Source organism: Paenibacillus sp. JT31N11 (genome assembly GCF_056269285.1).
Genome location: NZ_JBWDNQ010000009.1, coordinates 40533 through 54961 on the forward strand (window position 1 = coordinate 40533; position 14429 = coordinate 54961).

General features: G+C 47.6%; 13 protein-coding genes and 2 pseudogenes. 3 read left to right on the forward strand and 12 right to left on the reverse strand.

Going from position 1 to position 14429, the window contains the following annotated elements:
- Window positions 1-355 precede the first annotated feature (355 nt).
- Entirely contained in the window at window positions 356-1192 is an 837-nt protein-coding gene (locus tag AC0YNV_RS26350; RefSeq protein WP_475770689.1) for an alpha/beta fold hydrolase, read from the reverse strand.
- 403 nt (window positions 1193-1595) lie between these two features.
- Here AC0YNV_RS26350 and AC0YNV_RS26355 point away from each other — a divergent pair, with 403 nt between their 5' ends.
- A complete protein-coding gene (locus AC0YNV_RS26355; RefSeq protein ID WP_475770690.1) occupies window positions 1596-2426 on the forward strand; it encodes a hypothetical protein in 831 nt (276 codons plus the stop codon).
- 328 nt (window positions 2427-2754) lie between these two features.
- On the opposite strand, the gene AC0YNV_RS26360 is transcribed toward AC0YNV_RS26355, so the two are convergent.
- The 4 genes from AC0YNV_RS26360 to AC0YNV_RS26375 form a co-directional block, all read right to left on the reverse strand.
- Window positions 2755-3369, reverse strand: coding sequence for a DJ-1/PfpI family protein (locus AC0YNV_RS26360; RefSeq protein ID WP_475770691.1), 615 nt, complete (start codon window positions 3367-3369; stop codon window positions 2755-2757).
- Window positions 3370-3611: 242 nt separating this feature from the next.
- Entirely contained in the window at window positions 3612-4217 is a 606-nt protein-coding gene (locus AC0YNV_RS26365; RefSeq protein WP_475770692.1) for a VC0807 family protein, read from the reverse strand.
- A gap of 5 nt (window positions 4218-4222) precedes the next feature.
- The gene (locus AC0YNV_RS26370; protein WP_475770693.1) at window positions 4223-4333 is read right to left on the reverse strand and encodes a carotenoid oxygenase family protein; all 111 of its coding nucleotides are present in this window, start codon (window positions 4331-4333) and stop codon (window positions 4223-4225) included.
- 75 nt (window positions 4334-4408) lie between these two features.
- A complete protein-coding gene (locus AC0YNV_RS26375; protein ID WP_475770694.1) occupies window positions 4409-4831 on the reverse strand; it encodes an ATP-binding cassette domain-containing protein in 423 nt (140 codons plus the stop codon).
- Window positions 4832-4971: 140 nt separating this feature from the next.
- On the opposite strand from AC0YNV_RS26375, the pseudogene AC0YNV_RS26380 reads away from it, so the two are divergent.
- Window positions 4972-5094, forward strand: a pseudogene (locus AC0YNV_RS26380) (LuxR C-terminal-related transcriptional regulator); the annotation flags it as partial.
- Between the two features lie 94 nt (window positions 5095-5188).
- Window positions 5189-5449: pseudogene (locus AC0YNV_RS26385) on the forward strand (DUF1054 family protein); the annotation flags it as partial.
- 411 nt (window positions 5450-5860) lie between these two features.
- Here AC0YNV_RS26385 and AC0YNV_RS26390 read toward each other — a convergent pair.
- From AC0YNV_RS26390 to AC0YNV_RS26420, 7 genes are all read right to left on the reverse strand, one after another.
- On the reverse strand, window positions 5861-6484 hold the full coding sequence (locus AC0YNV_RS26390) for a hypothetical protein (protein ID WP_475770695.1): 624 nt from the start codon (window positions 6482-6484) through the stop codon (window positions 5861-5863).
- A 269-nt stretch (window positions 6485-6753) separates the two neighbouring features.
- Window positions 6754-7017 carry a hypothetical protein gene (locus tag AC0YNV_RS26395; RefSeq protein WP_475770696.1) on the reverse strand — a complete coding sequence of 88 codons (264 nt, stop codon included), beginning with the start codon at window positions 7015-7017 and terminating at the stop codon, window positions 6754-6756.
- Between the two features lie 659 nt (window positions 7018-7676).
- Window positions 7677-8741: a hypothetical protein gene (locus AC0YNV_RS26400; protein WP_475770697.1), complete on the reverse strand. Its 1065-nt coding sequence runs from the start codon at window positions 8739-8741 to the stop codon at window positions 7677-7679.
- Between the two features lie 125 nt (window positions 8742-8866).
- Window positions 8867-9928 carry a sensor histidine kinase gene (locus AC0YNV_RS26405; RefSeq protein WP_475770698.1) on the reverse strand — a complete coding sequence of 354 codons (1062 nt, stop codon included), beginning with the start codon at window positions 9926-9928 and terminating at the stop codon, window positions 8867-8869.
- Complete coding sequence (locus AC0YNV_RS26410; RefSeq protein WP_475770885.1) at window positions 9925-10647, reverse strand: response regulator transcription factor; 723 nt, start codon at window positions 10645-10647, stop codon at window positions 9925-9927. The genes AC0YNV_RS26405 and AC0YNV_RS26410 overlap by 4 nt, the downstream gene beginning before the upstream one ends.
- Before the next feature lie 618 nt (window positions 10648-11265).
- Window positions 11266-12282, reverse strand: coding sequence for a LacI family DNA-binding transcriptional regulator (locus tag AC0YNV_RS26415; protein ID WP_475770699.1), 1017 nt, complete (start codon window positions 12280-12282; stop codon window positions 11266-11268).
- Between the two features lie 94 nt (window positions 12283-12376).
- Window positions 12377-14398, reverse strand: coding sequence for a hypothetical protein (locus AC0YNV_RS26420; RefSeq protein ID WP_475770700.1), 2022 nt, complete (start codon window positions 14396-14398; stop codon window positions 12377-12379).
- Window positions 14399-14429: the final 31 nt, after the last annotated feature.

Sequence of the window (14429 nt, forward strand, 5' to 3'; positions counted from 1 at the left end):
CCACATCACTCCTCCACTCATTCATAAGATTTACCAACATTAAATCATTCACGTTAACGTTTAAGTCAAGTGGTAATTTTGGAGCGTTTTCGCAGCGTCTCGGCAGCTTGTCACGTCCGTAAGAAATCGTTTTTCGGTTGTGCTGGTTTGCTTATCCCGGTCGGAAGGTCCTAGTTACTCTTCTTTGCCCTAAATACGATGGCAAAATAAAAACCGCCAGAAGGGACTGGCGGTTGTGCTGCAGTATCAAGATTCCTCGTTCATCTTTGTCAATCTTGTCGGTCAGTTCTGCAGTAGCTATTCTTCCTGCGCGATTCAACTCGTGACTTAGATTATTCAAGTTTCTGATGATAATTTAGTTTTTAAGGAAGTTAATTAAAGCGGTATTGAATTGTTCAGGGTGAGTCGCGTTCAAACCATGCGGTCCACCTTCAATTACGACGAGTTGACTGTCTGCAACAGCTTCGTGGGAAAGTTGACCGCTTACCTCAAGCGGCACAATCGCATCGGAATCGCCATGGATAACCAGCAATGGGATATCAAATTTCGCCAAATCGCCACGAAAATCCGTCCGGCCGAAGGCATCAACGCAATCCAGCGTCCCCTTTGGCGAAGCGTAAGAAGCAATATCAAGGTTGTAAACACGGAAGGACTCGCTGACAAGGTCGGTTCTATCCCCTGCTTTAAAGAAATTCTGAGTGAAGCCGTCAAGGAAGGCGATGCGGTCTTTTTTCAAACCGTCTTGGAAGCCCTGAATGGTAGCTTCATCCAGACCGCCTTCCGGATGCTCGGCGGATTTGTAGAAGAACGGCGGAACCGCAGCAGCCAACACGGCTTTTTTGACACGGCTTGTACCGTATGTGCCAATGTAACGGGCAACCTCTCCGCCACCCATCGAAAATCCGATCAGTGTCACGTCCTTAAGGTCCAGATGTTCGATCAGCTTATGGAGATCCGTCGCAAACGTATCATAGTCGTAACCGTTCCACGGTTGGGAGGATTGTCCGAATCCGCGGCGGTCATATGTAATCACGCGGTAACCTGCATCAATGAGCACTGGAACTTGACTCTCCCACGAGCGCCCGCTCAGCGGCCAGCCATGGATCAAAACTACAGGTTTGCCTGCGCCAAGATCCTCAAAATACAATTCAATGGGTTGACCGTTTTCTGTTCCGACTGTTAATTTAGCCATGTTTCATACTTCCTTTCGAATTGGTTTTGGTTAGGCTGTAGCAAGTCACATTAGGCATATTCCACAAGCTGTTGAAACCCAATTGCGACGTATTTTGTCAATGTCGTCCTGCAAATTGCGGCTCGATTCGACCAGTCTCCCCCCTTCAACTCCAAAATTCCAGTTTACTATAACACGTTACCGGATCATTTGTAAGCGTCAAATAGTCCCATCTGTTCATCCGTCGCATATCTATTAATTCTCCTACAAGCGTTGCCACACGCACAATTTATTTCACCGGGATAGCGAAATAGGCGTATTTAAAATTGTTTTTTTATACTTGGATTATCTCATAATAAAATGCAACCCTCGATTTATTTATTGCGTTTAGAATGTATCTTAAAAAAATTAAGGGGGCCTCGGCATGAAGATCGTAAAAGCACTCCTTGCTATAATAATGTTTTCTGTCACATTTGCATGTGCAACTAATTCGAATAACGCTCCTGTTGCCGCAAATGGCTTAAACACAAGAGTAAAGCTGAATTACGATGTAGCAAGTGTAGAGGATGCCATGGAAGTCAAGGGAATAAAATTCTTATCCCAACCTTCCCAGCAAGATTGGGTCCTGGCAGGCGTGAAGCCCCATGGATATGCTGTTGTCAGCACGCGTGAACAAACCGATCCTGAGGAGGAGGCTTCGATTTATATTTTTGATTCCGAGCTGCACCGGGAAGAAGGAATAGCGGACTTCCACAAACAGATTGAAAAATATGACATGCTTCACCCACGAATTTATGAAAAACGCAATGTTCTGATTATATATTGGGGCTCAGGTGACATAAATAAGCCTGAAAAGCTGGAGGAGAAATTTACAAATGCCATGAACAGCCTTCGTATTATTACAGAGTTCAGAGGCGCCTCGTCGGGCGACAAAGAAGTTCCCTACACAATACTAGTTGGCGGGGGGCGTTACGGTGGAATCGCTTTTGAAAAAGGTACAGCAATTAACTCTATCGAAACACATATGAATGGAAAGGTGCATACCATTCAAATCCGTGGCTGGAGGCTTCCTTCAACGATTACTCTCGGGTATAAAGGTAACCATGTAGAGGTGAATTATATAGAAAGCTCTTCTTCACAAAAAGAAAATGTGTTGGTCAGTTTCCGTGATGACGGTTTGGATCCGACTCAAATCAAAGTGTTTTTAAACGGGCGAAAAGAACGTGTTGTTGGTATTGAACAGGGGATCGAATAACGGTGTTTAGCCTCTCACTCATCTCGCTTAACTCCATTCACATTTGTTGCGTACTCCTCCGCTAGCGGGGTGAGACCGCCGCTCGATCCCGCGGCAGCCTCACTAGCTCTTGTACCCTTAAGCTCCATTTTTATAGCAAAAGGCTGCCGCTTGGCAGTCCTTTAGCATTGAACTATCAAATGAGTACATCCGCTGTGAAAAATCTCGTTTCATAGTATAGTGACGAGCAAGTACCGCTTGAATGTTTACCATATTCTTTTAAATTTTTTTATTTGCGTCTTGTCATCAGGGGAATTTGAGGTAAAACGGTGAATGCTTCAATTTCTTATCAATTGCTCATGTCATCTACTACTTTCCAATCATACTCCATAAGTTTGGCTGTATTCCATGCTCTCTCATGCCCTAGCAGCTTGCCGACTACATACAAAGACATATCAATGCCCGCAGATACGCCAGCGGAAAGGATGAATTTACCGTTGTCAATGTACCTTGCATCCTCTATGATTTCAGCGGATGCCGGGGCAACTTTTTTCAATTCGTTGATAGCCAGGCGATTGGTTGTAAGTCTCAATCCATCCAGCAAATTCGCTTTGGCTAACAACAAGGCTCCTGTACAAACGGACAAGACGAGTTCAGCATGGTGCGATACATCGCGAATCCAGTTTGTGATGGCTTCGTTGTGCATTTCTTTTCTTGTTCCCCACCCTCCGGGGATAATTACAATGTCCGGCTTGGGACAGTTATGAATAGTAAAAGTTGGATTGACGCTAAGATAGCCTGTCGCGTGAATCGGGCGATCACGTTCTGCCACTGTGTACACTTTGAAGTCTTTTCCTCTGTCGCTTCCGGCAATAAAGACTTCGAACGGTCCTGCAAAATCCAATACTTCGACGTGATCGAAAATCAAGATGGCTACATTTCTTTCTTGCTTTGTCTCATTCATACAATTCATCTCTCCCCATTTGCTTCTTCCATCCCGAGTTCCAGGATCATCGCGAACAATTCGTCTTTACTCTTAACGTAATGGTATATAGCGCTTTTAGTTAAACCGCTCTAATCGGCGATTTCTTGCAAAGTGGTGTTGCGGCACCCTTTTTCCAAAATCATCTTATTGGCAATGTCCAAAATCAGTTGAAGACTCGGATGAATGGTCTTTGCTTGCATATGGTAACCTCTGATGTTTTTTTACAGGTTATAGAATCGTTCCTTCGTCTGTTTGCTATATTTCACGTTCCAAAAAATAGTCAATCCCATCATGCCGTAACTGAGGATCGGGGAGACGGCCAGAAACATCGATACCGAAAACGAATAAACGAGCAGCACTTTCACGACGCATTCCAGCACTAAAATGATTCCCCAAACAAGCGTCATCAAGCGGAATGCATGACAAAATTCGGGCAATCGTTCCCACTTGTCGGCAATGTGGGGATTGTTCCCGGTAAACCGCATGGAGAAGTGATAAACTAACGGTTTGGAAAAGAAAAGGGAACCTAAAAACAGACATCCCAAAATACCGGTAACGTAAGACTCTCTCAGTAAAATAAACCTCTCGTCTCCGCCGATGAGGACGGCAATCACGCCCATAATCAGGCCGATAAATATAAAGCTGGAGAAAGTATCCACTTTCTTCGATGTAACCAGGCTGAACAATGTGTCGCATAACGGAATCGCGGCGGCGACGGTGAGAGCTGTCAGGCTGCCGGTGTGTGGAACCAGCAGGCGATAGGCCACATAAGGCAACACAATATTGATCAACAACGTGATAATAATTCCGGTTTTCGTCTTTTGCATAGGTTTCACTTTCCTTCCCCTAAAAATAATTTTTTCGTATATAAACCGTGAAATCCATAAGGAATGTGATGAGGAACTTCCGCTCTTCCAATTTCTTCGAACGTCTCGGCATTCAATGAGATTATTAGAAGATAAAACTTTCGCTAAACCACAAGATGAACATAGACATAAGAAGCAAGTGGCTGGGCCGATTACGGGATCGAGATTCCGGCCCATTTCTCTGAGCTTGTGCGGCGGACGGCCTTAGGTGAGTCTGCTGCGCAAAGAGGTCCAGCCCGGGAATCCGGCCATAGAGCAGAAGCTGTCCGCAGAGGCAGCACAACTAGATTCTCGGCAGCTGTCAGAGAATCGTAGATCGCCAGATCCTGCGGTACAAGACCGATCTGCCGTTTGACTTCCAGCGGGGCCTTCCGGACAAAGTAGCCTTCAACCGTACTATCTCCGCCATTAACAGACAGAAGTCCCGACAGCATATGGATCGACGTGCTTTTGCCGGCGCCGTTGGGGCCAATCATCCCTAAGATTTCACCTTCATGAATGGCAAGCGACAAATGGTTGACAGAAAGCGTCGTATCATATTTCTTAACGACTTCCTTAAAATGGACTAAGCTCATCGTGTATCCCCTCTCCATTATTCCTCTTGGCTTTATTGTAAAGGCTGCTGGCTCAAGAAGCAGGTCAATAAAGTCATGAAACCATGATGACGAAAGTCATTTTCTTCCGTTCGCCCTGCCTGATTGTGCCTACTAGACGCAAGGTCTTAGCGGCCGTATTGTTTTTTAACGAGGGTACTGTCAAAAATTATATTTCCGTTATTCTCGGCAAGCTGGAGCTGCGCGATCGCACGCAGATTGCAATATTTTACTTGAAGATGTAACGTGGTAGGGGCAGCAGGTTAAGCCGTGGTTCGTCTTACGGTTGCACTTGAAGCATAAGGAAAGGGACGATGAATCGTGACCGAGCAGCAGATTATGACCTTTGACGGCTTTACAGCCGAAGATTTTGACGTATTCGAAATTCCGGGACTGGAAGCCCGCATGGAGGCGCTAATCGAGCATGTCAGGCCCAAGCTCCATCAGCTCGGCGAACGCCTCTCCCCCGTATTAAGCGGGCTGTGCGGCGAGACGATCTACCCTCATGTGGCCAAGCATGCCAGACGAACCATTAATCCGCCCATTGATACATGGGTCGCATTTGCAGCGAACAAGCGCAGCTACAAGGCCCATCACCATACAAAATCCAGATGGAGGAATCCGCGGCCAAATTTTTTCGTAAATCGTACTTGTTCTCCATATATGCCAAAAAGCACCTCTCCAATGGATCGGTGCTTTTTGCAATTCTAGATTAAACACCCAAGTTTGTCCGTACGTACTTACCTAGTTCAACCGCAATATCCATAATGAATTCCCAATCAGCTTCTCGCTCACCCTGATGAATGGCTGGCCCCTGTGTGGAGTAAGCATATTCCACTATTCTTGGATCAGCAGTCTATATCCTAAGTAATTCTGCCCATGCTTCTCGCAGCTGAAGGCTGGATTATCAATTTTCATAAATTTATACAGCTCCTTTTTCTGATGAGGCTTTTTATTCGATCTCTAACTACCTGTACGTTTTTAAACTCATCAAACTTGCTGCGACAAGTGTCATGCGAAGACTAGCTTGCGACTCACCAACCAACCTGTTGCAACAAAGAGGAAACCCTCGACAAAAAAGGTTATTCCTCCGAGGAAGAGGTAGCCAAGGAATTTATCAAACGTGGGCTGGAAGAAAGCAAGAATCAAATAGGCTCCGCCATAAAGGGCCATCCCCGCACCAAATACCCAGGTGGCAATAAACACCAACCACCGTGCAACGCTCTGACTCTTTGGTCGCACGAAGGCTACCACTACGCTAATGGCACACACTAGAGCGGTGAGCAGAGCCGTTCTTTGTTCTGCAGCGACGACCCACTCATAGATAGCAAAACTGCTCAACGCAAGGTATGCCAACAGAAGGGTCAGGATTTGCAAGCGGCGTTGACTGATCCAACAAAACGGCCAGACCAACGTTAGCGGCAACAATGCAACGGAAATGAACAAGAGCACCGAGATAGTGCAACTGAGCAAGTAAATCCCGTAATTGTTGGCAAATTGAGGTTGAACAATGAAAGAGCCACCTCCAAAGAACAAGAAGACATGGATATCAGCAAATAACAAACCCCAGGCACAAGCCGCATATCCAATCCATTTCGTCCACGGGTTCACTGTAACGCTTTTAGCATTATCCATATGAATGCACTTCCCTTTTTGTGTAATTAAAAACTTATTTTATCAACGAAATCAAAAACGATAGAAGACACAAAAAGCGTAGTTAGAAGAAAAACTAAAATCAAATAAAAGACTGTGTTTCTTCTCAAAGTAGAAAGTGGAACACCGGAAGCCTGGGCATAATGAGCAGCCGTTAAGCCCGCCAAAATACCCATGATTAAAATAATGAACCAGTGGATCTTTCTCCCTCCAACGAACGGGATCCAATTGGGAACGACCCTTCCCCAAGGCTAGACGAGTGCGATCAAGACAAATCCGCAGACCAAGATGATAAGCCCAGCGATATAACTTACCATGGCAAGCGTTTCAGGATTTATTGGCTGACCTGGAATCCCTATCGATCCACCTGCTGCTTGATAGAACCGAACGAAAACCGCATACAGGACAGCCCAGACGCAACCAGCGTAACCCGGCCATACTGATGTCTTTGTAAAGCGTTCAAAGGCATTCAATCTTTGTTCGATTGAAGTCTTATTGCTCACAATTTGGTCCATAATCTTTGATCCTCCAATTTAGAGTTCTCCGCAGTGCAAGCACCGGTCGCGTCTTCGGTAGTAGTAAGCAATTGATGCACCTGCTAAACCAACCCCCCAAAAAATAAAGAGAAATCCCGGTCCCGAGGCTCCCCAGTTTGCGAGAAGATGCTGGATATCGAAGGATCCGACAGATGACTTGGTTCCATACTTGCCAATCGACTAAACCAAAGTAAACCATGAAAGCATAAGCGAAATTTTGCAACAAACGAATGTCGGGGATTACAAATAGTAGAATGATGCACATTAGGGCACCGAATGTGACAGGTATGAAACGGGAAATCCGCTTCCCCCATGACTGCACCATTGCCAGCGCAACTGCCGCGCCTGTCAATCCAAGAAAAGCAATAATTGGCGCGGTTTTCTCTCGTGTTATTCCGGCTAGCATCGACATCGTTTCCCCGGCCATGGCCCTAGCATCATTAACACCCAAAGGAAAACCAGCTCCCCCAAACGTCCAGAACAATCCGAGCGCCCCATACATCAAGGACCAGGCGGCGGCGGCATACGCAACCCAAGCTGGCCACCTCCCCCACCAGCGTTGGCTTTTGTCTGCAGTGTCAGCACTATAACCTTGCGGACTGTGCGAAAGTTGTCCTCTTATAGTATTCATCTCTTCATCACCCACCTTGACCACAATGCTTACAGCGGCCGCGCCTACGGTAGTAGTAGGCGAGCGTCGCTGCTCCCAATGCCAGCCCCCACAATGGCCAAAGAAGGGATGGCGCAAAGGTGCCGATGTTTCCTGGAGCAAAAGCACCCGAGAGAAATCCTCGCCACATCATAAAACCAGCCTCTATAGTAAGTACAGACATAATGAAAGCTGGAATGATGGCAAGTGCAGGTGGAACTTTTTTGCCGGATAGGCCCAGCGTCCAGCGTGGAAAGACTTCCCCCCAACGCCGAATAAGTCCGTATGTGAGAACTGAGCCTCCTATTTCAATAAAACCCAGACTAGCTCCAAACCACCAAATTCCCGGGAATTCCTCATTCATACTGTGAAGAAATTCACTGCTGACCAGCAGTGGAATATCAAATGCCCAAGCGATCCTTGTCATTGTATATACCATGGGAACGTAGACAGCAGTCAGTGTGAACCATCTGCCCCACCTGGCTGCAGCTGCCGGCTCTGTCCATCCGGCAACGCCTTTTTCCGTTCTTCCACAATTTTCACAAGCGAAATTGACTCGCCTCTGGTATGCAATGGCGGTTAATACCCATAGAAATCCCCCGATGATGCAAAGAACCTGATGGAGTATGCTGCCGTTTATAATACTGAATTTAAGAAGGAAGACGTAGGCAACGCTGCCTAGTGGACGATAATCAGGGACGACCAGAAGAAGCAATATCGCTAAGAGCCAAGCATAAGCTGAAAGAGCCAGTCGAAGACTGCCTGCATGTCTCCGGCGCGTTAGAGTCATCATTAAGCAAACCACTGCACCCAATAGTCCCATAATTGAGATAACAGGAGCTGCTGTCTCCACGTGTACAAACCCGAGTGCCGAGTACTCAGGATTTGGGTCATGACCGTGGCCAAACGGAAATCCTTCCCCTCCCAAAGTCCAATAAAGACCTAGCAGGCCATAAAGTAGAGACCAAACAGCCGCTGCATATACGATCCACTGCGGCCAATGCGACACCCTGTTGGATCTGATCGAAATCCGGTGTTGAGTTGTAGAATTCAAAACAAAAAACCCCCTTGTTTAGCATTGCAGATCCCTTGTAAGAATGAGCCGATAAAGATCGGCCTCATGTCTTTCATTATAGGGATCGCAAGTAAACAGGAGGTAAACGGAAACACAACTCTAACTTAATTCTCCATCAAGGGCAGCTGAATCGAAATCGAGGTTCCTTTGTTGATCTGACTCATCACGCTCAATTTTCCACCATGCGCTTCGATAAGCTGTCCGGCGATGGATAATCCCAGTCCCGAGCGTCCTTGAGACGATGAGGCGATTTCCCCTTCTGCCAGCGTATCATGAATACCAATACCGTTGTCCACCACTTCAATTTCCGCGATCCGATCGCTACCACGCTTGATGTGAACCACTATTTCGGTTCCCTGCGGATTATGGACAATCGCATTGACAATCAGATTTCGTAATGCTCTCATTATCAACTTCGAGTCACAAGATACCATAAGCCCTAATGTCTCCGACGAATCCAGCATAACAGAATAGCCGGACGCCCATGGTGCACTGCTGACATCAGCCAATGTTCTGCGCATAAGCTCAATCAGATCGACCTCGGTTAACTTAACAGGAATTTGCGTATGGACATTTTCATTCAGATCTTGGACCAGCTCCTGAAGGTGCGCGGCCTTCTGCCCGATAATAGTCTGAAACTCCTTCTGCTCCGCTTCACTCCACTGGTACCTCGGATTAAGCAGCATTGCGGAATACCCGGAAATGTAAGTTAACGGCGTTTTCAAGTCATGGGATATGCCCCGAATCCATTCTTGCTTCACTTGCTCCGATTTGAGTTTGTCCTGATGGTTTTCTTTAAGTGTATTTGTAAGTAACAGCAGGTGATCATACAGTTCTCTATAGAGCGCATATGGCCGTTTAAGGGAGTCCTTTTTCCTGGATTGGATTGCATTCCAGCTTTCGGATACTTCAAAATTCCCGTTAGCCAATTGCCTGATCCAAACGACCATACCGTAAATTGGTTTTCCCAAGTACCACCCGATAAGTAGTAACGTGAACAGGAAGAAAAAGCCCGCTACCACTAGCCCATACAATTCCAAACCAACAGAATTTTTAGCGTTAGGCCAAAAAAATTCTAACGTCACCATCAAGACCAGCTGTACACTTAGAGAAAAAATAACAAATCCCAATAATAGTAGCAGCGCAATTCGAATCATGAAACTCATAGCTTTTTCCTATCAACAGAGGTAACGAGCTTGTACCCGATCCCTCTAATCGTCACGAGGATTTGAGGTTCCGATGGGTCTTTTTCAATCTTCTTCCGCAATCTGGAGATGTGGATAACGACCGTCTTCTCATCCCCCTGCACCATCGAGCCCCATACATGCTCGTAAAGCTGCTGCGCGGTAAATACTTGGTTAGGATGCTTGCAGAAATACTGCAGCAGTTCGAATTCCTTGGCGGGACACGGCACATCTATCCCATCCACAATAAGCTCACCGGTTGTTCGATTTATCGTAAAGGTATCGTATACGTATACCTCCACAGCGTTATTTGGCTCCGCTGGCGAATAAACGGATATCCTTCGAAGTTGAGCATGTATACGGGCTGCAAGCTCCATCGGGTTGAATGGCTTCGTTAAATAATCATCGCCGCCAAGGAACAGGCCCTGCAGCTTATCCAGGTCACTTGAACGGGCAGTAAGAAATAGGATTGAAGCATGCGTAATTTTGCGCAACTCTGTGCATAGGGCAAAACCATCCATATCCGGGAGCATAACATCCAGCACGATTAGTTTATATTGAGCACGGCGAACAGCCTGTAGCGCTTCAGCCGCCGTAACTGCTTTGGTGATAAACGCAAAACCCTCTTTGCGAAGCAAACTCTCCAGCATAACCAGAAGGCCTTCCTCGTCATCGATCAGCAATATCCTCTCTTCTCTCAACATGCAAATCTCCTTTGCATAGAAATAGAAACGTGTGCCGCATTACGACGTGCCTAGCCGTCAGTAGTAGTACCATCGCCTCGTGCACGAGATCGCAGACTGTTAGCTGTTTTCCTAATTTTTTACGTAAATGGAGAGTAATTGTTGCGCTAACCTGCCTGTTAGTCTGGTGAAGGGCAGCCGCGCGGCTGCCCATCGGTATTGCACTATCGTGCCCAGTTAACCACCCATGCCCCTCTCGGGGTACCACACGTGCCGGTTTGTTGAGCAATCTGCCCGTTACTTTAATGGAAATAGGAGCTCCCATTTTGCAAGCTCCTCCACTATCGTACCCGTTAGCGTAATGAAAATTTGAACTACCAGAGCCGAATGCCCCGAAACTAATTTAAATCAGCTAATGTAAAATATTATAATTCACTTGTTTCACTGATTGTTTTAATTTGTTGAATTATTTCCATTAGCTTAGTTGGATCCTTAATGACAAATATATAATTAGCTTCGTCTTCTCTCGGTTGTACCTGTTTCGAGCTTCACAGACAGACTGTATCGATGAGTAATTGTTGCTCGCCTGTTTCATGAGAGCAGCCCGGGAAAACAAGTCATTACTGAAATGCGGACTTAAGGCTGTTTTAAGCTGGAATTTCTGACAACCAGTCTGGGAAGCAGCTTGATCTCGCCATCTTGCCGCGGAATTCCCTGCAAACGGTCCATCAGCACCTGCGCCGATCTTCTCCCGATTTCCTCCTGTGCGAGCGATACGGAAGTCAGCTTAGGGTAAACTCTTGAGGCAAGATCCAGGTTGTCCATACCTACGATAGCGATATCCTCGGGAATCCTCAGACCTGCTTCCTCACAGGCCTTCATCACGCCGATCGCCATCAAATCGTTTGAAGCCACAATCGCTTCAGGAAGTTCGATCCGCTTCAGCCATGACTTTGCGGTGACATATCCCCCATTTTCTGTATAGTCGGATTCGGCGATGTAGTCATCTAACAGCGGAAGACCCGCCTTCTCCAACGCGTCACGGTATCCGCAAAAACGTTGGTAGCCAGTCTGTTCGCCGGTGCTCCCTCCGATATAGCCGATGCGGGCGATTCCTTGTGCGAGCAAATGCTCCACTCCCAATTTAATCCCGGTATAGGTATCGACATAAACATAATCAAACCTGTCTCTGCCCTGTGGCGACACATATTTATTGGTTAGAACGACCGGTGCCTGCACGGCATTAATGGCGCCGATATTCTCTTCGGTGAAGTTGAAGGACACCATAATCATCCCATCGGCTACCTTCTCCTTCAGGTTTTGGATCGCTCTCAGCTCTTCCTTCAGGCTGTGCTTCGTATAAATCAGGATCAGCAAATAGCCGTGCACTTCCAGGACCTCGTTGATTCCGTTGATCATATCGAAATAGAAAGGGTTGCAAATATCGGGGACGGCAAAAATAATTTTCTTTGTTAGCCGCATCTTAAGCATTTGCGCCGCGCTGTCGGGTGCGTAATTCATTTCCTTGGCTACAGCGAGAATTTTATTCTTCGTCTTCTGACCACAATAGCCTCTCCCGGACAGCGCCCTTGATACGGTCGAGGGGGAAACGCCGACCCGCTCTGCGATGTGGTATATGGTATTGTTGTCCACTTTTTTGCCCTCCATCATAAAACATGGTCCAATTGATTCTATTGAACCAATGTATCACCTCATTGTCCAGCTATCAATAAATAATTCCGAATTCTTACAATTCAATTCCATAGCGGCTTCCTAGCCGCTCGCCCAGATGCTCCCTTATTCGGAGATATGCCTCTGCAGCTGCACCGTTGCCCCAATCATAGATGGTAAACGTGCCGATCCCGCCGCCTTCCGGGCTCGTCTCGCCGCCGTGTCCGTAGTTTTCCATCATAAAGCCATAGTCCTGCTCGCCGAAGAACGGATAAACCTTCTCCCACTGCGCTCTGGTTTTCCCGTTCTCGGGACAATACATCATGACGAAAGACGCACGCAGAGCCGCGATCCCCCTTTCAATATACTCCGCCCTGTCGAGCTCCATCCCGTATTGGAGAATCAACTCCGCGAACAGGCTTTGGCGGGCATCGTTCCACTCCCCATCACAGTTCATGACGCCGAATCCACCGAGTGCTTCTATATAAATATAAGGAGGCTGCCAGGAAGCCTGCGTCATCAGCAATTCATCCAGGCATCTCTCGCCCGCGGACAAGTAGCTTTTGTCCTGTGTAGCCTTATAGCATTGAAATAAAGCCTCCGCCGTCCAAAAAATGGAGAAGTTGCATTGCTTGTACATATTATTTCGCGGAATTTTGACGCCCTGAAATTCGTCAAGACCATAAGGGCAGCAGGACCAGTAGGTTTCGAAATCCTCCCAGCGGCCGGCCGGCACGATCTCTTGCAGTACGATGTTCATTGCTTTTAACGCGGCTTTCAAGTAATTCGGATCCGGCTGGCTTTCATACAGCTTCAGCAGGAATGTAACAGACAATGAGGTTTCCGGCGATTCGGCCAGCTCGGCGATCGGTTTCAACGTTTCCTTTTCCAACCAGGCAGGGAAATAGCCTTTGTCGTCCTGAAGCGCCAGCAACGCTTCGGCATAGGAGACGGCATACGCCTTCAATCGTTCGTCCTGCTCCAGCTCCTCATACCACCTGAGCATCAGAAGTGCTGTCCAGCTCATATCCAGCACATGGTACGGTGCAGGCTCGAACGTTCCTCCCGACGTCCAGGGATAGAGGGGATTGCGGTTTGAATTGCCCCAGAAGCACTCATCCCAGCTCCTGGAACGGTTAACCGTCTGCCCCTCCATCACGACGCGTTCCATCTTCGTCGCGATAACCGACGGAAAAAAACCGCTCCGCTGAGGAGCTGCAAGGGCCAATTCCTTCGACAGCAGCGCCCTGCGGATCAATTCTCCGTCTCCAATTGAGCTGCCGTAGCGGTACAGCCCTTGGGCAGAACGCAGGGAACTGAACCATGCCTGATTCCATATGGACCGACTCTCCCGCTCGCTCGGGATGCCGGGATAGTTGGGGCTCTGGCTTACATCAACGATAAATACGGGAGCTCCCACCTCGCGGCCTTCCAGAATGAACTGCTGCCATACCGAGTCTTTCCAATAGTGAAAGGCCCAGTTGTACGTATGCCGGACATACCGCTCCAGCGGAGCTGTATGAGGAGCTCCGTTTCGGAACGCTTCCGATCCCCAGTTTGTCCATAGAAAATCCAGGACGGGACGCCAAGGATTGAAAGATATATCCTGATGCTCAAATGTCATCAGATAAAAGCCGATCTTAACCGTTCCCTTAGGATATATCGCCCCCGGCGCTCTTTCAAACAGCACATGATCCTTCACCTGGTATCGGCTCATGCCCAGCGTCATCCGGTTGCGGCCAGCATCCAGATCCATATACCATCTCACTGGTGATCCTTCAGACAATAGCTCCAAGTCTGGAATAAGAATCAGCGTTCTCCGCGAGTCTTGAACGATCAGGGCAGGGGATCTGAAACAATGCTGATCCATAATGTGCCGGTCCGTTGGCGAAAGATGCGGCGCCCAATGAAAATCAGGCTCAAAGGCAGGCGTTAGGCGGAGCTGCCAGTCGTTCTGCCGAACTTCTGCTTCCAAATCAAAGGTAAGTGAATAGTGCAGTGTGTCCGCGTTTCGTCGCCGGATGTCCACCTTCGGATCACAAGTTCCGATTCGGTCGAATTCCGCCGCGCGCACGAAATGCTCCGGAAAATCTGTCAATACGATTCCTCCCGACATCCTTTTTCTATCC